The organism is Pseudoalteromonas sp. A22 (assembly GCF_018141345.1).
Lineage (GTDB): Bacteria > Pseudomonadota > Gammaproteobacteria > Enterobacterales > Alteromonadaceae > Pseudoalteromonas > Pseudoalteromonas maricaloris.
The window spans coordinates 3,262,384-3,286,815 of record NZ_CP047238.1 but is presented as its reverse complement, the minus strand read 5'-3'; the positions used below and the strand labels follow the sequence as shown (position 1 = coordinate 3,286,815).

Genomic DNA, 24,432 nt, shown 5'->3' with positions numbered 1-24,432 from the left:
GGATGGTAAATCACCTTGGAAATTAGCGAATTAGTATGACTTTGGGGCATAATCAGGAGGTTTGCTAACGTAAGTGAACACGACTTACTTAGAATAAAAAATATGATTAGGACCAAATTCATGAAATTCAAATTACTAGCAACCAGCTTTGCCGTAAGCTTAGCGCTTAGTGGCTGCGCAGCGACGAATTCAGACCAAGCTCAACAGTCAGCTGTAAGTACTCAAGCTGCCCAATCCAATAAAGTATTCGCCCAAGATTATGTTTTGGAAGAGCTAGAAAATGGCCTTCGCGTCATGGTAGTTAAAACTAACTATCCTGATGTGGTATCGCTACAAATTCCGGTTTCTGTTGGTTCGCGCAATGAAGTCGAAGCGGGTAAAACCGGCTTTGCTCACTTCTTTGAGCATATGATGTTCAAAGGCTCAGAAAAATATCCACAAGACGTTTATTCGGACATTTTGAAAAATTCAGGTGTTGATAATCGTGCCTATACCACCAATGACTACACGAACTACCATTTAAATTTCTCAAAGCAGCATTTAGATAAAGTATTAGAAATCGAAGCAGATATCTTTCAAAACCTGACTTACAGTGAAGAGCAGTTTCGTACTGAAGCACTAACTGTGAAAGGTGAATACCTTAAAAATAATGCCAGTCCAGTTCGAAAACTGCTTTCTGCGGTAAGAAAAGAAGCATTTGACAAGCATACCTATAAACACACGACAATGGGCTTTTTTGAAGACATCGAAGCAATGCCAGATCAAATGGCCTATGGTAAAACCTTCTTTGAGCGTTTTTATAAGCCTGAGTATGTATCACTTGTGATCGTAGGTGATGTAGATCCTAAAGCAACTATGGCTATGGTGAAGAAGCATTGGGGTAATTGGAAAAAGGGTGACTACCAAGCCGATATTCCTGTTGAGCCAAAGCAAGACAAAGCGCGTTACGTTCACGAAAAATATGATGGCTTACCGGGTCACTGGTTGCTAGTTTCGTATAAAGGGGCAGCGTGGGAGCCGAAGAAAAAAGACCGAGCGGCGCTTGATCTGATCTCGCAGCTTTATTTCTCTGAAAACTCAGCGCTGTATCAAGAGCTTGTGGTAGACAAACAGCTTGCAAGCCAAATGTTTACCTATAACCCTGAAACCAAAGACCCTGGTCTTCTACATGTTTTCGTTAAAGTAGAAGATGAAAAAGATTTGGCGACAGTGCGTGATGCAATCAATAACACTTACGCAAAAGCACGCACAGAGCTGGTAGATGAAAATAAACTTGCTGCACTTAAATCAAACCTAAAGTACAGCTTTATTAACGGCCTTGACTCATCACAATCTATTGCTTCGACACTTGCAAGCTACATGCATTTTGAGCGTGACCCTGAAGTGGTGAATGCACTATACGCAAGTGCTGATAAAGTCACTGCAAAAGATATTCGTGATATTGCCAATAAATACTTTGTGGACAGCAGCCGCACAACGGTGACTATGTCTGCACTTGAGTCTGTCTCTGGTTTTGATAAGGAAGTTAACTTAGACAAGTTAGTGGCAAAAATGGACAAGCCAGTAACGCGTCATTTCAACGTATTAGACAAGACCAATAACTCACCACTGGTGGATGTGAACTTTCTTTTTTACACAGGTGCTGCTGCCGATCCTGCAGGTAAAAAAGGTCTTGCTGCGCTTACTGCGGCTATGATTGCCAATGGTGGAAGTGAGTCGCAATCATACAAAGAAATTCAAAAGGCACTGTACCCGATTGCTGGTAGCTTTGGTTATCAAATCGATAAAGAAATGATTTCTTTACGTGGTCGTATTCATAAAGACAATGCCGATCAATGGTATGGCATTGTGAGTCAGCAGCTTTTGAGCCCAGGGTTCAGAGAAGATGATTTTAAACGTCTGAAAAAAGAGCTAATCGATGGCATTAAGGCTGGTTTGAAAGCGTCAAATGATGAAGAGCTAGGTAAAGAAGTACTTTATCACGAGCTGTACAAAGGCCACCCATACGAAAGCTATAACTTTGGTGATTTATCAGACTTAGAAGCAATCACTTTAGATGACGTTAAGGCTTTTTACGCTCAGCAATTTACTCAAGCTAAACTCAACGTGGGTATTACTGGTGCACTCGATAAACAGCTAAAAGAAGCGATGTTTAACGACCTTGCGGCTTTACCTAAAGGTGAAGAAGCACGTTTACAAGTGCCTGATGCACCTAAGCTATCTGGCCATCACGCAACCATCGTAGAAAAGAATGCAAAATCAACAGCGGTGTCTTTTGGTTTCCCAATCGACACGGTTCGTAGCAGCAAAGACTGGGCTGCGCTTTGGTTAGTGCGTTCATACTTTGGTGAGCACCGCAGTTCAAACAGCCACTTGTACCAGCGTATCCGTCAGGTGCGTGGTATGAACTATGGTGATTATGCATACATCGAATACTTCCCTCGTGGTATGTTCCAAACTAAGCCGGATGCAAACTTAGGCCGTAGTGAGCAAATTTTCCAGGTGTGGTTACGCCCACTTCGTTCTAATAACGATGCCCATTTTGCAACGCGTACCGCATTGTTTGAACTCGATAAGCTGATCAAAGAAGGGATGAGCAAAGCAGACTTTGAAGCAACACGTAACTTCTTAATCAACTTTGTGCCGCAAATGGTGGCGAGCCAAGATAGACAGCTAGGTTATGCACTTGATAGCCAGTTCTACAACACCGATGAGTTTGTTGCTTATGTGACAAAGCAGCTAGCGTCACTGTCTGTTGAAGACATCAATCGTGTTATCAAAGAGAACTTGCAGAGCGAAGATATTCACTATGTGTTTATCACTGGTGATGCAAAAGATATGGCGAAGCGCCTAAGTGCTGAGCAGTCATCTCCTATGACTTATAACACGAAAAAGCCAGATGTATTACTGGCAGAAGATGCTGAAATTGCTACATACCCGCTCAATATTCCAAGTAAGAATATTAAAACGTTGGATGTAGAAAAAGTGTTTGAATAACGATTATTCAGCTTAATAAAAAATGGCGGCTAGAAATTTAGCCGCCATTTTTTGTGTCAAAACCACGCTTAATTTTAGGTTATGGTGTTGAACCACTCCACTGCGGCAGCTATCCAAATTAACGAGCTAATTAATAATGTCAGCGTAACGGCCGCTGATGCCATATCTTTTGCACGACCAGATAGTAAGTGATGCTCGGTACTCACTCTATCTGTCAGCGCTTCGATTGCCGAGTTGATAAGTTCTATGACCAATATCAACAGTACACTACTGACCAATAAGGCCCACTGAGCAATACTTTGCGCCAATATGATTGATAAAGGAAGACTTGCCACCAATAACCACGTTTCTTGTCTAAATGCCGACTCTTCTTTATAGGCTGCTTTCATTCCTTTCGCTGAGCAATGCGTTGCTTTGATTATCCGCGCAAGCCCTGTGCCATTTGGTTTGTTGGTATCCGTTGTCTTGATCTTTATCGACATATTAGCGATCCCGCGTTGGTAGTATTCAATGGAGCGTTATTATACGAAGATCTGTTCAGTTCGACAGTGCAAAATTGTAAGAATCTTTGGTCCAACTGAAGGCGTTTAAAACCGGACTAAAATATGTTGGTTGGTTATTAGATATAACCAAGTGTTTGAAGCCTGATTTTTTATAATACATGACACTTAATGACTCTAAGCGTTACACTATGAGAAGTATCAGTATTATCGGAAGTTCGTCACATGAGACATGAGATTTGGAATAAGTTACGCGAAGAAGCCAATGAGTTGGTTGCTCGCGAGCCATTGCTTGCTAGTCACGTTTACTCGAGTATTTTAAATCACGAGTGTCTTGGTGCTGCATTAAGCTTTATCGTTGCAAATAAGTTGGCGGATGCCGTGGTGTCAGCATTTACAATTCGCGAGCTGTTTGATCAGGCCTTTGTACACTGCGATACCATGCTGACTCATGTTGCACATGATATAAAAGCCGTTAAAGATCGCGACCCAGCTGCCGATAGTTATCTCAACGTAATTTTAAATCTGAAAGGTTTTCATGCAATCCAAGCACATCGATTGGCATACTGCTTATGGCGTCAAGACAGAAAAGAGCTGGCTCGCTTTATACAGAGCAGAACCTCTGAAGTATTCGGTGTTGACATCCATCCTGCTTGTAAAGTCGGTCATGGTATTATGTTTGACCATGCGACTGGTATAGTCATTGGTGAAACCGCGGTTATTGAAGATAATGTTTCTATTCTGCAATCAGTCACACTTGGTGGTACGGGTAACGAGCAGGGTGACCGTCACCCGAAAATCCGCGCCGGTGTATTGATTGGTGCTGGTGCCAAAGTACTTGGCAACATTGAAGTAGGAGAGGGCGCTCGAATTGGCGCAGGTTCCGTGGTACTCAGCCCTGTTGCACCGCACACTACGGTAGTGGGGATCCCAGCTAAGGTGGTTGGTAAGCCATCGTGCCCATGTCCTGCAGAGAGTATGAACCAAAACTTCCTAGAAGACGATGATAGGCTCGAAAATGAGTCTATCACTTCAGCGATGTTGTAAGGTTATTAGATTAAAAATGGGGAAATCACTTCCCCATTTTTATATCTGCTTATTGGGTTGCTTTTACCATAGACACCACCTCACCATCAGCCAGTTGTGTAACTATCGGCTTTTCTGGGTCGACATCCGCCACTGACTTAATCACTCTATCTTCCTGCTTGGCAATACTATAGCCCCGAGCTAATACCGCCAGTGGACTGACGCTGTCTAGCTTTGCGCTTGATACCGCGAGTTGGTGTCTTTGCGTGTTAAGCTTTTGCTCCATTGCATACTGCAACTTATCACTGAGTTGTGCGACCAATTGCTTGAACTGAGCGATCCTTTGTTCTGGATGTAATCGATCAAATCTATGCTGCAGCAGATGGAATTGCGATTGCTTTTGACGTAAGTGATGGGCTTGAGCCCGAATTAATCGCTGTTCTAACTCATCAACTCTCTGTGTTTGCTGCATAAGTTGATTCTTAGGGTGTTGTAGCTGCAGTCGGGCTTCAAAGTTTGCCAAACGCTGTGATGCACCTTCAAGGCGACGTTTAAAAGCTTGATTGAGATATTGTAGTAACTGTGAAGTACGCAATTTTAGCGCTTCTGAGTCCGGGCTCACTAGCTCTGCGGCCGCCGATGGGGTTGGCGCTCTGACATCTGCAACATAGTCGGAAATGGTAGTATCTATTTCATGGCCCACAGCGCTTATCACCGGAATTGAGCTGGCAAAAATGGCCCTCGCGACTGATTCCTCGTTAAAGCTCCATAAGTCTTCTAATGAGCCGCCACCTCTGCCAACGATCAATACGTCTACCTCGCGTCTAGCATTCGCCTGAGCGATTTGTTTGCAAATCTGCTGCTTGGCTTCATCGCCTTGCACTAGAGCCGGGTAAATTACAACTTGTAACTGTGGGGCACGGCGTTTTAGTACAGTCAAAATATCCTTGATGGCAGCGCCTGTCGCTGAAGTGACGACCCCCACGCGATTAATGACACTTGGCAAAGGTTTTTTGTGACTAGCCGAAAACAGGCCTTCTGCTGCCAGCTGCATTTTAAGGGCGTCAAACTGTTGCTTGAGCAAGCCTTCACCGGCGGGGGCCATTTGCTCGACTATCAATTGATAGTCGCCTCGTGGCTCATACACTGACACTCTAGCTTGTACCATTACCTGCTGACCATTGGCAGGGCGGTGGTTACAGTAACGATTATTACCTCGCCACATGGCCGCTTTTATCTGTGCTTTGTCATCTTTTAGAGAAAAATACCAATGCCCGGAGGCCGGAGCAACAAAGTTTGAAATTTCTCCGGTGAGTTGTACAGAGGCAAAACCTTGTTCTAAGAGCGCGCGTATTTCTCTGTTAAGTCTTGATACAGAATAGGTTTTATTATTATTGGGGTATCCCATGTTGGCCTCCATAAAAAATTCACAGTCACTTTATCACATTTTTTGCTAAATTTTATTTACTCCCATAAGGAACGCTGATAAAATTCGCACGCAATTCCTTATACTCAGTTCACTTGAGAGAAGCCGCGAACATGCTAAGAATTGCAAAAGAAGCCCTTACCTTTGACGACGTACTTTTAGTACCAGCTCATTCAACTGTTCTTCCTCACACAGCAAACCTGAAAACGCGTTTGACTCGTGGGATTGAATTAAACTTACCGCTTGTTTCCGCTTCAATGGATACAGTGACAGAAGCGCGCTTAGCGATCGCTCTGGCACAAGAAGGTGGTATTGGTTTTATCCACAAAAACATGACTATCGAAGAACAAGCTCGCAACGTACGTAAAGTTAAGACGTATGAAGCGGGTATTATCTCTTTCCCTGTGACGGTTACTTCTGATCTTACGATTGCAGAAGCAATGGAACTTGCACAGGACAAAGGGTTCTCAGGTTTCCCGGTTGTTGGTGCAAACAACCAACTGGAAGGGATCGTGACTAGCCGTGATATGCGTTTCGAAACTAAGCTAGAAAAAGCAGTTTCAACGGTCATGACTAAGAAAGATGACTTAGTGACAGTAAAAGAAGGCGCATCTCGTGAAGAGATCCTTGGCCTAATGCACGAACACCGTATCGAAAAAATCTTAGTGGTTGATGATGCATTTGCACTAAAAGGCATGATCACTGTTAAGGATTACCAAAAAGCGCAAGATAAACCAAACGCATGTAAAGATGAGCAAGGCCGTCTTCGTGTTGGTGCTGCTGTTGGTGTTGGTGCTGGTACTGATGAGCGTATTGCAGCTTTGGTTGAAGCGGGTGTTGATGTACTACTAATCGATACTTCTCATGGCCATTCTCAAGGTGTTATTGACCGTGTTAAAGCAACACGTGAAGTATATCCAGAACTACAAATCGTTGCAGGTAACGTAGCAACAGCTGAAGGTGCAATTGCATTGGCTGATGCTGGTGCAGATGCCGTTAAAGTGGGGATCGGCCCAGGTTCTATCTGTACTACTCGTATCGTTACTGGTTGTGGTGTACCACAAATTACTGCTATCTCTGATGCAGTAGAAGGCCTTAAAGGTCGTGATATTCCAGTGATTGCTGACGGTGGTATCCGTTTCTCTGGTGATATCGTAAAAGCGCTAGTTGCTGGTGCTTCATGCGTTATGGTCGGTTCAATGCTAGCGGGTACTGAAGAGTCTCCTGGTGAAGTTGAACTATACCAAGGCCGTTACTACAAGTCTTACCGTGGTATGGGTTCACTTGGTGCGATGAACCAAAAAGAAGGTTCGTCTGACCGTTACTTCCAGAAGAGTGATGCTGCTGACAAACTAGTACCTGAAGGTATCGAAGGTCGTGTAGCATACAAAGGACCAATCGCAACGATTATCCATCAGCAAATCGGTGGTATTCGCAGTGCAATGGGTCTAACTGGTTGTGCAACCATCACTGAATTAAATACTAAGCCGCAGTTTGTACGTGTGACTTCTGCGGGTATGGGTGAGTCTCACGTACATGACGTGCAGATCACCAAAGAGGCGCCTAACTACCGTATGGGTTAAGCCTCAAGGCGTGTTTCTGGGCTAGCAAGTTGCTAGCCCTTATTACTTTTGATAGAGACGCAATGCGGCTTTATCCTGTTTAGTTCCTAACTAACGAGATTATCAATGAGCAAAGATATCCACGATTCCCGAATTTTGATCTTAGACTTTGGTTCGCAATATACTCAGCTAATTGCACGTCGTGTACGTGAAATTGGTGTTTACTGTGAACTTTGGGCTTGGGATGTGACAGAAGAGCAAATCCGTGAGTTCAACCCTCAAGGTATCATTCTATCAGGTGGCCCAGAGTCAACGACGCTTGAAGGTAGCCCAAAAGCACCAGATTACGTATTCGAAGCCGGTGTGCCTGTACTGGGTATCTGTTACGGTATGCAGACAATGGCAATGCAGCTTGGTGGTCAGGTACATAGCTCAGATAAAAAAGAATTCGGCTACGCAAAAGTAGAGAAAGTAGGTGACTGTAAGCTATTTGAAGCGATTGAAGATCACATCGAAGATGGTGCAGGTTTCCTAGACGTGTGGATGAGTCACGGTGACAAAGTTGCTAAAATTCCAGACACGTTCAAAACTTCAGCGAAAACGGATACTTGTCCTCATGCGGCAATGTCTTGGGAAGAAAAGCGTTTCTATGGTGTACAGTTCCACCCAGAAGTAACGCACACTCAGCAAGGTCTGCGTTTACTAGAGCGCTTTGCAATTGATATCTGTGGTTGTGAAAAACTATGGACGCCTGAGCAAATCATTGAAGATGCAATTGAGCGTATCAAAGAGAAAGTAGGGGATGACGAAGTTATCCTTGGCCTATCTGGTGGTGTTGATTCATCAGTGGTTGCAATGCTTATTCACCGTGCGATTGGCGACAAGCTAACCTGTGTATTTGTTGATAATGGCCTGCTGCGCTTGAATGAAGGCCAGCAAGTAATGGATATGTTCGGTGATAAGTTTGGTCTGAACATCATCAAGGTAGAAGCTGAAGAGCGTTTCCTTAACGCGCTTAATGGTTTAAATGACCCTGAAGACAAACGTAAAGCAATTGGTCACACCTTTATTGAAGTATTCGATGAGCAAGCCAGCCAGCGCGTAAACGCGAAATGGCTAGCACAAGGTACAATTTACCCTGATGTTATCGAATCGGCTGCATCAAAAACCGGTAAAGCGCATGTGATCAAATCTCACCACAACGTGGGTGGATTACCTGAAGATATGGAGCTTGGTCTGGTTGAGCCACTACGTGAACTATTTAAAGACGAAGTTCGCAAGATTGGTCTAGAGCTTGGTCTGCCTTATGACATGCTTTATCGTCACCCGTTCCCAGGTCCAGGTCTAGGTGTTCGTGTACTTGGCGAAATCAAGAAAGAATACTGCGACTTACTGCGCCGTGCTGACGCTATCTTCATTGAAGAGCTACATAAAGCGGATTTATACCACAAAGTGTCTCAGGCATTTGCCGTGTTCCTACCGGTACGCTCTGTTGGCGTGATGGGTGATGCACGTAAATACGATTGGGTGATCTCACTACGTTGTGTTGAAACTATCGACTTTATGACGGCACGTTGGTCGCATTTACCATACGAGCTATTAGGCCACGTTTCAAATCGTATCATCAATGAAATCGATGGTATTTCTCGTGTGGTTTACGATGTATCAGGTAAGCCGCCTGCGACAATCGAGTGGGAATAGACTTGGTTGTAAAAACCTAACTTTCGTTAGATTAATAAAAGGCCAGTCAGTATTTCTGACTGGCCTTTTTTATGAATTTTTACTTTCTTAAAAAGCCTTGCGGAGGTATTTGGTTTCTTCGCAGTGATGTTTATAGTGATGCTGACCTGCTATTTTTTGGGCTGTGGCTACAATAGTACCTGACCGCATTTTCATATATATCAAACCGATTATGGTGAAGCTGTAACTTGTTTCTGGACATTTCTGAGTTAAAGCATTAACTCTAACACGTCAGCTTCGGATAACAATTTCTTTGGGTTAACGCCGCCTTAAGCGGTGAGTATTAGTTGGCTAAAAAGTGAAGCGAAGCGGAACCGAGCCAACGGTAACGAATCCAACTTTAAGGCTTTGTTAGCTTTACCTAAAATCGTCAGGTGAATCAAAAAAATTAATGAGTTCATTGAAGCAGTCAACCGTAGATTGACCTGATGCTAATTCAATAGCATCTTTAACTGAAAGAACGATGTAATTTCCTAGTCTAGGATTAACAAGCCCAATTTGGTTAATAGTATTTTGATGTAAAGAGTAATTTAAAGTTAAATAAATAAGTATTTGCTTTAAATCTGCAATCCTAAAATCTCTTTCACCAGACTTAACTTCGTACAGTGTAGTGCCTGCTAAAACATCTCCAAAGCAGTCTGATACGAAACCACAACCTGAAAAATGTGGAGATATAGTAATTAATTCTCCTTTCTCGTAATAAAAGAAGTAATAAAATAAGTTTTTTGCTATGAGTTTAGATTCTTTTATTTCATCTTCTTCCAAAGGGGTTAATTGATCAGGATTAAAATCTAAATTCTTAATGTAAGAAAAGGCAGATTTTGCAACTTTTGATACATCTTCTTGAGTCAATTTACTAACTTTATCAATTTGGCTCTCTACCATTTTTTTGTACAAATAGAAACCCGTTTCATTTATCAAAGCTCGCCTAGTTGGTTCCGATTCTGAAAAAATGCCATCATCAAATGTTTCTTTCTGAAGGTTACATTTCCTAACTAGCCTATTTAAAAATGGAAAGGTTTTCTTCCATGTAGACGGGTAATTTCTAGATAACTGAGTAACAGTAATCATAAAAGAGTGCCCCAACCGCTGATATTAAAACGCTCACCAAACCACTTAATCAACAATGTATCTAAATCAGAAAGCTCCCCTTTTACTTTATCGCGCCAATGTTGTCCTTCGTCCCCTAAAATATAGGATGAAATTAAAAGCGAACGTTTTTCCCACCTACTTAGCGAAGAAAACGATTTTAGTTTATCAGAAATCCAATAATCTGAGTCATGTTGTGCCATAGCAAGAACGATCTCCGCAGTGATAACAGGATTTACTTGGTTTTTATACGCTTTAATAAGGGCAAAATCAGCTTCTTCAGATTTGTCATGTGCTAAAATCCTAACAGCGTACATCAAGTTTATCGGCACTTTAGTGATATATGATTCGTTAATTACTAGACCTCTCAGATCTTCAAAGATTAGTTCCCTTGAATCATTATCAAGGTCGCTCATGATTGAGCGACAAAGCAACATTACAGATGGAAAAACAGGATATAAAACATCTAGATTGGATTTAGCTTCATCTCGTTGACCAAACAAGGAAAATATTGCAGCCTTTCTCTGTTGAGGACTAAGGTATTTAATGGAGTTTATAAGCCTCCTCGTTAAAGCTTGATTAATACGACTTTTACTGATTTCTTTTCCTAACATTCCCACAACATCAAACTTTTCTAACTCACTTTTCAAGTCTTCGTAGTCAGTATCCGCAGTCGGAGAATAAGGATCATAAAATAGTCTTAACTTTAGGAAATTATCAGCTTGGATATTATCTTCATCGGAATCATTTTGATTTCCAAGTTCTGATAGTGATAAAAACTCACTTGAGGTCATTATTTGAGTTTTTGACTTTTGGATTGCTAAGCCTTCATTCTCAGTTAACTTTTCACATAAATAAATGAGATTTCCGTACGCTTCTTCAACAGAATCAGTGAAGATGATGTAATCATCTGCATATCTGCAAAATTCAATTCCTTCAGAAAGTAGCAAGCGATCTATTCGATTTAATAATAACTCACTTAATATTCTAGCCGCTGGACCTCCTACTGGAAGACCGTAAGAAACACCTTTAGAAATCTTTGAAAGTAACTTAACTATACGTTTTACTGACTCTGTGTTTGTTGTAGCTTTTCTTAAAGCGTTTTCAATTCTATGGTGGTAAACACTAGGATAAAAATTTGAAATATCGCATTTTAGAACAACAGGTTTACTCTTAGCTAACTCTACTGCTCTTTTGTTAAACTCAGACCAGTTGTATTGACGGTCAAAGAGATATTTTTTGTCTTTATCGTAGTTAAATCTATATGAGAAAACCTTCTTTTTGGAGGTGGGGATTCTCGCAGCTTCGATATCATCGGAAATGGACAGAACTAAAGCCAAAAAATATGCATTCCAAAGAGGGTCTATTTGAGTCCCATATCTGAAACCATGATAACCGACTGCTTGTAAAGCCTTTTCGTGTAAAACTGGATATTCAGATAAATAGTTTTCAAATGAGGAGTGAACCTTTTCTAACAAATCTATAGTTTCAGTTTGTTTATCATTAAATAAAAGATTTTCAACAGGGAAAGGAAAAATATCAGTGTCCCCATGGGCAATGATATTTTCAACAGATTTCTTTAAGTATTGTCTAAATTTGCTCATCACTGTCCTTATGTTGCGAATGTAAGATTGATAATGCTAACATTTTAGTATTTATGCGACACGCAGTTTGTGTTGCATAATCGCTTGTTGGACTGAGCCGCTACCTACTCGGTGTGACAGAGTTGGTGTTGTTTATGCTATGGCTTACTTAGAAAAAACAGGCTTTTTGGAGGCTCTCACTTTCCTAGCTAGTGTAATCAGTTTAGCTAGTGTTATGTAAGCTTTCCCTGCATCGCTCAGCGCTTATTATGTCTTCATTACACCTAAATTTGCCTTAATAAGCAATTATATTTTTTACGCGCACAGAGGCCGCTAGCCTGAGCAATTAAGCAGGTTAACTAATTGGTTTTGAGCAGCTATCGAGCTGCTAATTCGTTCGGTCTACTTTGGTCGTTGGTGCATCTAACTTGAATACGCCAATTAGCCGCAAGATACCTGCCTTACAATGCTGACAAGGCCAATGCGGTATCTGTGTCACGTTTTCTGTCTTTGGCTTCTCCACTTATGTTTTAATGCGTTTTAAAATGTGCTGCGACAAGTTGGAGGCACAAGATGGATAGAATTACCTCGGGTCCGAGAATGTTTACTACCGAAAAGATACAAGAGCTTCGTCGTAATATACAAGAATCTTCGGCCTAGGTTAAAACTGAACTAAAGCGCCGACGATCAGCAAAAAATCAAAAAAGTTCTGCGGATGGTATAGGTGATGGTATCGAGAGCAGCTAGCTTTCTAACTAGCTGCTATGTAGATATATTTTCTTCTGTTGATCTTCGAGTGGGAGTAATGACTCTAAAATGAGTTAGCACCCAGCTTAAGAAAAGGGCGAATATGATAAATATCCGCCATTTTGCTTGTTTTAGAAGCAGTTGAATCAAAAAAGTGATTTTTTCACTTTACCTTTCAAAAAAGCGCTTTATAATGCGTCGACATTGCAGGGGCGTAGTTCCAATTGGTAGAACAGCGGTCTCCAAAACCGATGGTTGCGGGTTCGAGTCCTGCCGCCCCTGCCACTTCTTATTTTGCACTTCGCATATTTTCAAAGTAAACTCCCTTAAAAAATTAAACTGCTTAGCTATGAATCCGATTTACGCAGATATTCTTGATATTGTACCGCTAAAGCTAAATTCTACATTTGCACATCTTGATCCTAACGCTGTCGTTGCTACTGCTGCGAATGAGCTTCAGCAAATAGCTTTACCGACTGTTTTGTTGCAGGATTTTGAATTGGTCATGGGTAGAAAAATTGAGGTTGTCATGGGCAACACGATTGCATTTGAGAATAACCAATTAAGTTTGCCAAGTGCACAACTAAGTACGGCTCAAAAGCGTGAGTTGTGGCAATTAATCTGGAGTCAACAAGATGCAAGTTAAGCAAGGTGGTTTACTACAATTTCCACTTAATGAGATTATGCAAGTAGAACAAGCCTGTCATGCTTTTCCTTGGAGTGAGAAAACCATGCAGTCTTGCCTTCATGGTCGTTACTTTAATACGGCTATTGTCGATGGTAATATTCTGGTGGGCTTCTACGTTGCAGAGCGTGCGGGCCCAGACTTAACCTTGATGGATATTTGTATTCGTCCTAATTATCAAGGTAAGGGCTACGCGAAGCCATTAATGGAAGATTTGTTAGCGCAAGCAGAGGCTTTGCAGGCAGAAAATATCTTCCTTGAAGTTAGAGCGTCAAACACTACAGCAATCGCGTTATATCATCGCTATGGTTTTGTCGAAATGGGCTTGAGAAAAAACTACTACCCGAGCACTCATGGTCGTGAAGATGCAATGCTAATGGCTTTACCATTAGCCTAAGTGACTATTATCCGTTGGCTGGTCTATTGATAGGGTATAGCGCATAGCCTCAGTGAGCTTAAGCAAATAGTAATGGCGGTTACTGTTTTGTGTTTTTTGCAAACTTGTTTCTAGTTCCCCTGCGGCTTCATGAATATTCATAAAGCCAAAGCAACCCGCGCTGCCTTTGATACTATGTGCCAGTGCCCTTAAAGACTCCCATTCTTGTTTATCGTAAAGCTTTTGCAGCTCAATTAGCTGTGACGGTAGCTTTTCGACATAATTACGACTTATTTGTAAGAACTTTTCGGTTTTTAATAAGGCATCCCATGAAGAGGACTTGTCATTTTGAAGTTCAAGGTACTCTAGTAGCAATTTACCTAGCAATTCTTTATCTATCGGTTTGCCTAGAGTGGCATCACACCCTGCTTTAATATGGTTGTCTATGTCGTGTTTCATTACGTTAGCAGTAAGCGCGATGATTGGTCCATCGTAGGCGGCATGTCTGAGCATTTGCGTTGCTTCTTCACCACCCATGACTGGCATTTGCATATCCATTAAGATCAGTTGATAGTCTTCAACCAGCGCCATCTCAACCGCTTCAGCACCGTTATTAGCAATATCAGGAACTATGCCCCAGTTAGACAGTAGCAGCGTAATAAGCTCTTGGTTATCGGGGTTGTCTTCCGCAACAAGCACTTTGGCATCAAGCTCTTTTACCGCCGCAATATGGGTTTTACCGTTATCCGGTTGTTTTGGTCGCTCAAGTGCGTTTAGCCAAGAGTACGAGCGCTCTTTGAAATTACCAGAGACCTCAACAGAAAATAAGCTTCCTGTGCCTTGTTGGCTTTGAACATGCACGTCACCGCCAAGCAGTTGTGCTAAATTCTTTGAAATACAAAGGCCAAGCCCTGTGCCACCGAAGCGTCGAGTTGTTGTTGTGTCGGCTTGCTCAAAAGGCTTAAATGCGCGCTCTAGCTCATTTTGTGACATGCCAATTCCGGTGTCTTTGATGCTAAAGATAAACTTTTCAGATTCTGGTTTAAATTCCACCTTTAAATGAACGCCACCGTACTCAGTAAATTTCACCGCGTTTGTTGCGATGTTAAGCAAGATTTGTTTTAAGCGAGTAATGTCGGTGTAAAGCTTGTCAGGCAAGGGTAGAATAAATTCTGTGGAAAAGTTCAGTAGTTTTTCATTCGTCATCGGTTCAATGATGGATTCAATATCATTGATGAGTGGCATTACCAAGACCTCTGATTCTTCCACATCCAGCTTTTCAGCCTCAATTTTAGAAAGGTCTAAGATATTATTGATAAGCTCTAAAAGGTGTTTAGAGTTTCTTAAAATTGTGTCTAGGTGCTGTTTTGAGGTCGGAGAATTAGGATGCTGTATAAGCTGCTCGGTAAACCCCATAATAGCAGTCAGCGGGGTACGTATCTCATGACTCATGTTAGCTAAAAAGCGACTTTTAAGCTGGTTTGCTTGCTCGGCTTCTACGATAGCAACTTCTAGCTTGCTATTGGTCTCTTCTAATTCTTTGGTTCTGTCTTCAACTTTTTCTTCCAAGTGCTCTTTGTAATCCTCAAGCTCTCGCTGAAAGGTACGAATTTGGCCGATCATATGGTTGAAATCTCGAAAAAGGATGCCAACTTCGTCACTGTTATGCTCCGGTAGCGCCACCATTAGGTCACCATCTCCGACTCTATGGCTCGCTTCCCCCAGTAATTCTATGGGGTTGAGCAACAGGTTGCGGACCACGATAAAAATCAAAATTGGCAATGTAACGACAGATAAAATAACGATCAATGCTGTGATCAGACTAATGGTTTTACCTGAGCGATAAAGTAGTGATTTAGGGATCGTTGAAATATAAAAGTAGCCTCCGCTTAGTTGCGCGCTGTAGGTCATCCTTTCCACATTATCAATACTATGAATAACGGTAGAGTCTAATTGGCCAAGGTCAGCAATATAGCCAATTTCTTCTATTTCACTGGCGCTTAAGTAGTGGCCAATGAGGTTCGTATCTGAGCTGAATAACACTTCACCATCAATACTCACTAATAGGTTTAGCGTATTGTCGTACGGTGCTTCGAGAATACTGGTACTTAAAAGAGAAGGAGAGACTTGTACGACGATATAACCTTGTTGTCTAGGTTGCTTGAGTTCGTAATCTACGCTGTAGATTTGCTGGACAAAATACAGCTGTGTACCTGCACTTGAGGCAACCATAAATTGATGTTGGCGCAAGTTACTTTGCATGATTTGTTTGGCGAAAGGGTAGAGGTTTGGCGCTTCGCCTAAGTTACTGGAATAAAATGCGGAGCTTCTGCCATTGGGAGATAAAAGATTGATGCTGATAATATCAGGGTAGGCTTCACTATAACTGGCAAATACATCCATCAGTGCACCTAAACGTTTGGTTTTTTCCATCCTTTCAAGGTTGGCCGAATTAAGAAAGTCACTAAGTACTGGAGAGGTTGAGAGCAGTTTTGTTGTTGACTGGTAGATCTCAATATAATTGAACATCTTCTGCTGTTGTTGTTCAACGAAACGACTAACAATGAGCTTGGCTTGTTTTTGTGTTGAGCTAGTTACATTCGTGAGCGTAAATCCGCCAAGAAACAGCAAGGGTAATATCACAAGCGGGGTGATATACCAAAGGAGTCGAATACTTAACTTGCTTGTTTTCATGGATAACTAGCTGCCTTGCTACACGAAATCTTAATGACAAAAAAATTAACATGAGTATTAAATCATAAGCGGGGAGAGGTGAATACTCAAGTTTGTCCAATTGCGTCGAAAATACGATAAAAGGTGGGGGCTAAATAAAAAAGCCTCCAAAAAGGAGGCTTTCGGATCGTAATTTTACAGCAGATTAGAAGTTATACTTCATACCTAGTGATAGACGACGACCTTTAACATCGAAGAATTCACCGTCATCGTATGTATACGGTGTACGAGGTGGCTCTTTATCAAACACGTTATTTACACCAACACGTAGTTGTAGATCTTCAACCAAGTTAGTTTTATACATGAAATCTACAGTAGTGTAAGAAGAAACCTCATTGAAGTTGTTATCTTCAGGTGTCCACTCGTTATCTTCAACAGTGCTGTGGCGATAGTTTACTGTTACTACGTATGCAGAATCATCATGCGTGTACAGTGCGCTGAAACGACCTTTCCAGCGTGGTGCGTCATCCGTTTCACCCATGTAGTTACGGAAGTCTTCCGCACGACCAGTTGAGTTTTGGTTATCTTCAATCAAATAAGTCGCAGTTAGTTTAAGTGCAAACTCACCGTTTAATGCGTCAAATTTGTATGCAGATTCAAAGTCCATGCCTTTTTTGGTGATTTGTGCAGCGTTAATTGGACGCGCATAGTAGTTCTCAATTTCACCAGTATCTTTGTTACGAACAAAGTTACTACAGAAAGGGTTGTCTAAAGAAGACGCTTCGTAGCATAGCTTAACACTGTCGCGACCAAAGTACTCAATTGCACCGTCGATTTCAAATGACCAGTAATCAACAGTAAGATCCAAGCCTTCAACAAACTCTGGCGTGTAAATTACACCGATAGTGTAGTCATTAGATACTTCGTTTTTCAGCTCAGTATTACCTTGAATGTAACCAGGTAAACTACCACCAGATAACCATTCATCAGAAGGCATCCAACCAGCAGCTAGACCAGCAGCTTGACAGTTGTTGATGATGTTATCTCTGTACTTGTAGTCACTGCTTAACTCTGCAATTGAATCTGCGCGACAAACGTCTGCACGGCCTGAGCTGTAAGTTTTAGAGTTTGGAGTAAACAGGTCACCTAGGTTTGGCGCACGTACCGATTTAGAACGGTTTACACGTACACGTAGTTCGTCAGTCACACCCCAGTTTAGTGCTAGTTTCCAAGCATCGTCACCACCTGTTACAGAGTAATCCATGTAACGGTATGCGCCTTCAAAAGTAAGGTCAGTAGCTAGGAACTCATCCATTAGTAGCGGTACAGAAACCTCTGCTGAGAATTCTTTAACTTCGATTTCGCCATCCATAGGTAGGCTTGAGTTACCTTTAATAAGGCCCTGCTCCATGTTTTCAGATGGACGGATCTTAGCAACTTCACGGCGGTGCTCAGCTGTAAACGCTGCACTTACGTAACCTGCAGGTAATTCAAATAATACACCATCAACCGTTGCACCAAATACTGCTTGGTCGTGTCTTGCAAAACGAGTTGCAGTCGTTGAAATGTAACCTAGTTGTTCCTGAGTTGCGCTTGTTGCACCCATTGGGTTGAATGGTACACAACCTTCACGTGCACCAGTCACGTTACCGTCAGCATCACGGGTAGCACACACAACTTGACCATCGATTAATACAGAGTCAATCGCATTAGCTAGGTTGTTTTTATAAACTTCACCAGTCCACAGCGTGTCTTGTTCGATACGACCGAATTGGAAGTATGTGCTGTAGCTCCAGTCATCGTTAATGATGCCTTCCGCACCAATTGATGAACGGAATACTTCACGCTCTTGGTTGTACTTACGGTCACCCCATAAGTTTTCGTTTGCTTGATAAAGTGTTACAGAGTCTAGACCTGCGTCATCCATCACTTTACCCATGGCATCGTTTACAAATGCGCTATCGCGACGGATTGTGTGTGAGAAGAATGCAGGGCTACTTTCAGTCGTTGCTTCTGTCTTAGAATAAGTCGCATCAAATGTTAGTGCATGTTCATCATTCAGCTCATAAGTACCGTAAAGAGTACCGATCATTCGCTCAAGAGGTGTGCGGAAATAATCTTTATAACCGTGTCTGAAGATAGCATCACCAGGGTTTGCTTCGTCGTACGTGTAACGGCCAGCAGCACGCTTTGAAATAGCTGGGTTAGGATCATCAATTAGACCAAGACCGTAATCGAATGGACGCATTGTACCGTCTTCATCGAAAGTGAAGTGGTGGTTCTCAAACGCTTCACGTGTCTTTGTACCAGTCCAAGCAAAGAAGTCACCACGCTCTGAGTAATAGCCAAGCGCTGTTGGGTGATTAAACTCGATATCTGCAGGAATACCGTCACTACCTCCTGTATTTGCAGGGTTAGAGATAGATCTCATGCCGCGCTTGAAGAAGTCACGGTCTAGTTTCGCGTAGCTTTCATTTTTGGTGTAGTTTAAAGAGGTAATGAAAGATAGCTTTTCTAGTTCTTGGCCACCTGTAATAGAGAAGAAATATTCCTCACCACCGCTTTGTTCAGGCTTTACTGTAGACACATCAACTTCTACACCATCGAATGACTTTTTCGTGATGATGTTTACAACACCAGCCACAGCGTCAGCACCGTATACTGCTGCTGCACCACCTGTTGCGATTTCTACGCGCTCAATAATAGAGGTAGGGATGTTGTTTAAATCTACAGCAGTATCACCAACAGAGCCTGGTACAAAACGACGACCATTAACTAGTACCAATGTACGCTCTGAACCTAAACCACGTAGGTCAGTTGTATTTAAGCCTGATGCATAGATATAGCTAGTAGTATTCTCTGGAGATAGGCCAACTGTTGCTTGAGGCATTTCAGCTAAAAGATCATTTACGTTTGTGATGCCTTGGTTTTCAAGCTCCACACCACCGATAACGGTAACTGGAGTCGGCGAAGTTAGGTTTACACGTTTAATTCGAGAACCTGTAACTTGAATACGCTCTACTGATTTTGCTTCTGTCTGTTCGTTTGCAACAGCTACTGAACTACTTACGGCACCAGCCACTAAAGCAACTTGGATACCTGCGGTAACTAGATTTAACTTCTTCAACATTTTGACCCTTATTTACTTTGTTTATAACGACGGTCAACTCTTTCCATACATTTGAAAGAGGAGATATCGCAATATAGGTGCAGCGTTTTTACCATAAACAATTGTTAAATATGGCTTTTGTCTAAATGTGTATGATGTTTATAAAAGGTGTAATATGTGATTTTGCTGTTCCTGTTTTGATTTTATTCTTATTAATCATGTGGTTGTGCTGAGTCTTTGTGTCATTTTTTATTTACGGTTAGTGAGTGTTTACAAATTCTGTTATTGTTTTGAAAACAATAAATTTATATTTGATAGGAATGGTATAAGTTTTAGCGGTAATTTTGAGCGTATTTGTAGCTGTATTTGTAATTTTTATGTAGTATTTGCTGTGTTAAAAATGAGCGTTTGATATTTTGGAGATCATTTTTGTGGGAACTTTTAAAGATAGGCTGAAAATCAACCTATCTTTTCACGGTAGATGGCTAGTTTTGTATAGCTTTTAGGCGTCTGAGTTTGAGCTGTTCTTGAATAACCTTTCCCTGATAGCCTTTTGCAATGATCTCTTGTACGTCTATGTTGCGAGTTGCTAAAAAGTTCTGTGTAAGTTTGTCACAAAGCACGCGGAAATTATCACTTACCTTGCTACAAATATAACAAAAACGCGCTAATTTCTCAGGTCTGCGCCATGCGTCAATATTTTGTAATATAATAAGCCAATCCTCCGGTGTTTTATTTTCCTTGCTCAATAAATCGAGATTTGTGATGAGCTCTTTGCTGCTTTCTATGTAACTATTAGGTACTTTGAATCGTTTTGCTTGCGCTAACTGAATCAAGCTAGCACCCGAAAAGTAACAGGCAAGGCTGAATTGTGCTAATCCATCCAGCTCATCATTCTTTTCAAGTCTAGAGAGTGCGCTTTGGAATTTGTCATAGGCTGCTTCATCCCATGTTGGGATATATGGAGTGACATCATCAAGCGCTCTGAGCCTCCAAATGGTATGTAGAAAGTGCCCCAAACCTTTATCTTGGATTGTCTTTTCTATTTCTAGCCAAATACGCTCTTTGGTTAAGGTTTTTAATTCACCGTTAGCAACCATGGTTTGCATAAGGTGCCAAGTTTCAGCGGCAATGGTGAAGTTGTATTCTTTATAGCGAGCTGCAAAACGCGCTACTCGCAGCACTCTAAGTGGATCTTCACTAAAAGCATTGCTCACATGGCGTAATATTCTGCTTTCTAAATCTTTTTGGCCGCCATAAGGGTCGATAAGTGAACCATCATCATCTTTAGCAATTGCATTAACGGTAAGATCTCGGCGAAGTAAATCTTCTTCCAGTGTGATTTCAGGGCCAAAATCACAAATAAACCCAGTGTATCCTTGACCACTTTTACGCTCAGTGCGCGCAAGTGCGTGCTCATCTTTGGTCGTTGGATGTAAAAACACAGGAAAATCATTACCAACCTGCTGATAACCCAGTTTGCTCATTTGCTCGAGTGTGCTGCCAACGACGACATAATCTCTTTCTTTTATTGGGCGTCCTAGCAGTTCGTCTCTAACTGCACCGCCGACGAGGTAGATTTTCATTTTCTATGTTCCATTTTCTGCGATTCGAGGTTTTATCTTGAACCGGATTTTGCCATTATAGAGCGCATCATAACAATAAAGAGACAAGTCGTGTATTTACGCTATTTTGGGTTAACTGAAAAACCCTTCTCGATTGCTCCAAATCCTGAATTTTTATTCCTTAGCGAACGTCACAAGGAAGCACTTGCACACTTAACCTATGGGTTGGGTGACGCGGGCGGTTTTGTGCTACTGACAGGTGAAGTGGGAACGGGGAAAACCACAGTGACACGCAGCATGTTGGCTCAATTACCTGAATCAACGAAGGTTGCTTTTATACTTAATCCATCACTATCAGAGCTTGAACTGCTTGCGACGATTTGTGATGAGTTGGAAATTGACTATGACAGCAACAACGCCACGTTAAAATCGCTTACCGATGTGATTAAGCATAGATTGTTAGAGAACCATCATAGTGGTGGTCATACTATGTTGATCATTGATGAAGCTCAGCATTTAGCACCAGAGGTGCTTGAACAGCTTAGGCTGCTGACTAATCTGGAAACAGATCATAAAAAATTGCTACAAATTGTATTGGTAGGTCAGCCAGAGCTACAGCATTTGTTACAGCGCAACGAGCTACGTCAATTGGCACAAAGGATCACTGCGCGTTATCACTTGCTACCACTTAGCGAATCGCAAGTGTTTGCTTATATACAGCACCGACTGCAAAAAGCAGGTTGTCAGCAAGCGTTGTTTCACCACGATGCGGTAGCCTATGTACATCAAGTGACAGCTGGGATCCCAAGATTAATAAACTTGTTGGCCGACAGGTGTTTATTAGGTGCGTACTCGGCGTCACAAACTCAGGTAACGAAAGCAATCGCTGTTCAAGCTGCAAAAGAGGCGCTACCCACTAATTTAGTGCCAGTTGCAAGCCAAGAAAAAAATCGCGTGCCTTTATTGTTTACGGCTTGGCTTGGTGTGTTATTTGTTGCAGGCTTTGGCTTGGCAAAGTTGGTGTAGAGGGAAACATGTCGTATTTAACAAGTGCAATGAAACAGTCGCAACAAGGCGCAGATGCAGAGCAAGATTATTTGAGTCAACGTCAAGACGCCCAACTCATTTTCTATAAAAAGCTTGTTACCTATGCCGGTGCGGGTCTCTTGTCTTTGTCTTCACTTGGGGCGGGGTATTATATTGGCAAGATAACGACCCCCGAGGAAGTGCAACCTGCAGTAACGTCTAAAGTGGAGCCGAAAAGAGATGAGCAAGCTGAGCTTTCTACAGATCTTGCGGTGGAGAATAATCAGCAGGCGCAAAAAGCCATAGTTGCTAGTCAAGAAGTGAGTAGACCAGCGACTACTTCAGCGACAAACAACACTGTTAATCCTAATCTAGCGGCGCAAACTGCTGAGCCTGAGCAGCATTTCCAGTGGGTGTCTGTGCAAATTGGTGTTGATAACCAAGGCAAGCCTTTATATCAACAACAATTGGTACCGGTAGATTCTGTTAAAGCTGTAGCTGTTGTTCCTGCCACTGTCCCGACATCGGGTGCAATTCAACCTAATCAGGTTACTCAAGACTCATCTCCCGGAGAAATCCAAACGGCTGGTGAATATGCGGGTTATCGCGTATTTGGTGCTAAGCCAAAACCACAAGATGATGAACTTGCTGGCGTATCAGAAGAACTTAAAAAAGCCTTTGCTGAGGCGGTAAAAGAAACGGCACCGCATGAAGAGCCTGAGGTGCTTGCTACGACTAAGGACTCTGCTTCAGCTACGCCCATCGCGTTGTTGCCTGCTCAATTGCAAAATAGTATTCCAAGCTTGCGTTATCAAGCGCATATTTATGCTACCGACTCTCATGAGCGGTGGATAAAAATAAACAATAGACCTTTATATGAGGGTGATAGTCTAGGGGCTTTGACCGTTGTAGAAATTACACCAGAGCAAACACGTTTTGATTTTGACGGGATTGAATTCAGCCTTGAGGCAATGGAGGATTGGCTGCCTTCATATTAAGGCAGCATTGAGTGTTTAAAAAACCGAATAAGGTCAAGCTTGAATTCTTCAGGCTTGACCGCCGACTCTAGCTCATCATTTGCTTTTTTCGCACTTAAATCTATATCCTGAACTTCAATGTAATGCATGTGCTTAGCGTGATAAAACACTTTCACGACGGGCTTTAAAGGTGTTTTGGGGTTACTTTGGGCAATAACACCGACCTTACCACTAGTGAGTTTTACTAGGGTGCCCACAGGGTATACGCCAATGCAAGCAATAAACCGGCTTAGTAGTTGTTCGTCAAAATGGTGAGGGCAGCCTTCACGCATTAACTTAAAGGCTTTAATTGGTGTCATGCCCTCTTTATAGACGCGCTCGGCGGTCAATGCGTCATACACATCTACAATAGCGGCCATTCTGACATGCTGTGGTAATTCATCCGCAGTTTTGCCATAAGGATACCCTGTCCCATCGAGGCGCTCGTGGTGGTAACCCGCTATTTCGCAAGCAACTCGTCCAAGACCCGCATTGAGCAAAATATCAAAGCTATATTTAGCATGAGACTTCATGATGTGGTACTCATCAAGGCTTAATTTTCCTGGTTTATGTAAAATATCATCAGGAATTTCTATCTTACCAATGTCGTGGAGTAGCGCGCCTGTGGTCATTTCCTCGGTTAATTCTCTTGAGTAACCAAGGTGCTTACAGAAAATAGCCATTAAGATAGAAACATTAATAGAGTGCTCCAATAGATAGGCGTCTTTTTCTCTGATCCGAGCAATGCAGGAAAGTGCATCTTGATTGCGAAATACGGAGTCAATAAAGCCGCTTGCTGTTGCTTTAAAAGCCTCTATTTCTATCGCTTTACCCGCTTTAATATCCGCGAACGCTTTGCTTTGAATTGCTTTTGCTTCGTCGTAAAGTGTCACTGCGTGTTGCATTTCTGCGTCAACACTACACTTGGTTTGCCAAGGATCATGCTCTGGTTTATGCGGCTCTTCTATATTTTCATCATGAGGAGGTTCATCGTGAGGGTCGTGTTCTGAAAGGCGCTTACTGGGATCGACCGTTACCTCTAAAACACCACTCTTTTGTAGCTTTGTAATGCTTGTTTTCGTTCTCACCCAGCCCTTGGTTTTAATCGCAACTGAGCCTGTCTGCTTTGTCACACCGACAACAAACATACCCGGCTCTAAATCACTGATATTAATATTAATCTCTGGCATGAGGATTCCTTTAGTTGTGTCTTTAAGCGTAGCAAAGCTTGGTAAAATAGAAAGGATTAAAATATAAATATGATTGATTTTCCCCCAATAAACCCGCATCCTGAAAGAAACAAAAAGGAGTC

Annotated in this window: 16 protein-coding genes and 1 tRNA gene; 9 read left to right on the top strand and 8 right to left on the bottom strand. The window is 42.1% G+C overall.

Annotated elements, in window-relative coordinates; all coding sequences use genetic code 11:
- Positions 1 to 120: 120 nt before the first annotated feature.
- The gene (locus GSF04_RS19620) at positions 121 to 2,997 is read left to right on the top strand and encodes a pitrilysin family protein (RefSeq protein ID WP_211858520.1); all 2,877 of its coding nucleotides are present in this window, start codon (positions 121 to 123) and stop codon (positions 2,995 to 2,997) included.
- A gap of 74 nt (positions 2,998 to 3,071) precedes the next feature.
- Here the strand turns inward: GSF04_RS19620 and GSF04_RS19615 are convergent, their stop codons facing one another.
- On the bottom strand, positions 3,072 to 3,479 hold the full coding sequence (locus GSF04_RS19615) for a diacylglycerol kinase (RefSeq protein ID WP_211858517.1): 408 nt from the start codon (positions 3,477 to 3,479) through the stop codon (positions 3,072 to 3,074).
- Between the two features lie 243 nt (positions 3,480 to 3,722).
- Here GSF04_RS19615 and cysE point away from each other — a divergent pair, with 243 nt between their 5' ends.
- Entirely contained in the window at positions 3,723 to 4,544 is an 822-nt protein-coding gene (cysE, locus tag GSF04_RS19610; RefSeq protein ID WP_211858515.1) for a serine O-acetyltransferase, read from the top strand.
- Between the two features lie 49 nt (positions 4,545 to 4,593).
- On the opposite strand, the gene xseA is transcribed toward cysE, so the two are convergent.
- Positions 4,594 to 5,931, bottom strand: a complete 1,338-nt coding sequence (gene xseA / locus GSF04_RS19605) for an exodeoxyribonuclease VII large subunit (protein ID WP_211858514.1) — start codon at positions 5,929 to 5,931, stop codon at positions 4,594 to 4,596.
- A 131-nt stretch (positions 5,932 to 6,062) separates the two neighbouring features.
- On the opposite strand from xseA, the gene guaB reads away from it, so the two are divergent.
- Both guaB and guaA read left to right on the top strand, forming a co-directional pair.
- Positions 6,063 to 7,532: an IMP dehydrogenase gene (guaB, locus tag GSF04_RS19600; RefSeq protein WP_010374639.1), complete on the top strand. Its 1,470-nt coding sequence runs from the start codon at positions 6,063 to 6,065 to the stop codon at positions 7,530 to 7,532.
- A 105-nt stretch (positions 7,533 to 7,637) separates the two neighbouring features.
- Positions 7,638 to 9,212 (top strand): glutamine-hydrolyzing GMP synthase, encoded by a 1,575-nt coding sequence (gene guaA, locus GSF04_RS19595; protein ID WP_045987776.1) that lies wholly within the window; start codon positions 7,638 to 7,640, stop codon positions 9,210 to 9,212.
- A gap of 396 nt (positions 9,213 to 9,608) precedes the next feature.
- On the opposite strand, the gene GSF04_RS19590 is transcribed toward guaA, so the two are convergent.
- Together GSF04_RS19590 and GSF04_RS19585 are read right to left on the bottom strand one after the other, a co-directional pair.
- Positions 9,609 to 10,322, bottom strand: coding sequence for a hypothetical protein (locus tag GSF04_RS19590; RefSeq protein ID WP_211858511.1), 714 nt, complete (start codon positions 10,320 to 10,322; stop codon positions 9,609 to 9,611).
- Positions 10,319 to 11,944, bottom strand: a complete 1,626-nt coding sequence (locus GSF04_RS19585; RefSeq protein ID WP_211858510.1) for an RNA-directed DNA polymerase — start codon at positions 11,942 to 11,944, stop codon at positions 10,319 to 10,321. The genes GSF04_RS19590 and GSF04_RS19585 overlap by 4 nt, the downstream gene beginning before the upstream one ends.
- 934 nt (positions 11,945 to 12,878) lie before the next feature.
- On the opposite strand from GSF04_RS19585, the gene GSF04_RS19580 reads away from it, so the two are divergent.
- The 3 genes from GSF04_RS19580 (at position 12,879) to rimI (ending at position 13,752) form a co-directional block, all read left to right on the top strand.
- Positions 12,879 to 12,955: transfer RNA gene (locus tag GSF04_RS19580), tRNA-Trp, on the top strand.
- A 64-nt stretch (positions 12,956 to 13,019) separates the two neighbouring features.
- Positions 13,020 to 13,316 carry a hypothetical protein gene (locus tag GSF04_RS19575; protein ID WP_211858509.1) on the top strand — a complete coding sequence of 99 codons (297 nt, stop codon included), beginning with the start codon at positions 13,020 to 13,022 and terminating at the stop codon, positions 13,314 to 13,316.
- A complete protein-coding gene (rimI, locus tag GSF04_RS19570) occupies positions 13,306 to 13,752 on the top strand; it encodes a ribosomal protein S18-alanine N-acetyltransferase (protein ID WP_211858508.1) in 447 nt (148 codons plus the stop codon). Before GSF04_RS19575 ends, rimI begins: the two co-directional genes overlap by 11 nt.
- On the opposite strand, the gene GSF04_RS19565 is transcribed toward rimI, so the two are convergent.
- From GSF04_RS19565 to GSF04_RS19555, 3 genes are all read right to left on the bottom strand, one after another.
- Entirely contained in the window at positions 13,744 to 16,425 is a 2,682-nt protein-coding gene (locus GSF04_RS19565) for an ATP-binding protein (protein ID WP_211858506.1), read from the bottom strand. The genes rimI and GSF04_RS19565 overlap by 9 nt on opposite strands.
- A gap of 184 nt (positions 16,426 to 16,609) precedes the next feature.
- Positions 16,610 to 19,534, bottom strand: coding sequence for a TonB-dependent receptor (locus GSF04_RS19560; protein WP_211858504.1), 2,925 nt, complete (start codon positions 19,532 to 19,534; stop codon positions 16,610 to 16,612).
- 464 nt (positions 19,535 to 19,998) lie between these two features.
- Positions 19,999 to 21,099: a tRNA nucleotidyltransferase gene (locus GSF04_RS19555; RefSeq protein ID WP_211858502.1), complete on the bottom strand. Its 1,101-nt coding sequence runs from the start codon at positions 21,097 to 21,099 to the stop codon at positions 19,999 to 20,001.
- A gap of 90 nt (positions 21,100 to 21,189) precedes the next feature.
- Between GSF04_RS19555 and GSF04_RS19550 the strand changes: the two genes are divergently transcribed.
- Entirely contained in the window at positions 21,190 to 22,104 is a 915-nt protein-coding gene (locus GSF04_RS19550) for an AAA family ATPase (protein WP_130125811.1), read from the top strand.
- An 8-nt stretch (positions 22,105 to 22,112) separates the two neighbouring features.
- The gene (locus GSF04_RS19545) at positions 22,113 to 23,102 is read left to right on the top strand and encodes a general secretion pathway protein GspB (RefSeq protein ID WP_211858499.1); all 990 of its coding nucleotides are present in this window, start codon (positions 22,113 to 22,115) and stop codon (positions 23,100 to 23,102) included.
- On the opposite strand, the gene GSF04_RS19540 is transcribed toward GSF04_RS19545, so the two are convergent.
- On the bottom strand, positions 23,099 to 24,310 hold the full coding sequence (locus GSF04_RS19540; RefSeq protein WP_211858497.1) for an HD-GYP domain-containing protein: 1,212 nt from the start codon (positions 24,308 to 24,310) through the stop codon (positions 23,099 to 23,101). The two genes, GSF04_RS19545 and GSF04_RS19540, sit on opposite strands and share 4 nt — an antisense overlap.
- Between the last annotated feature and the right edge of the window lie 122 nt (positions 24,311 to 24,432).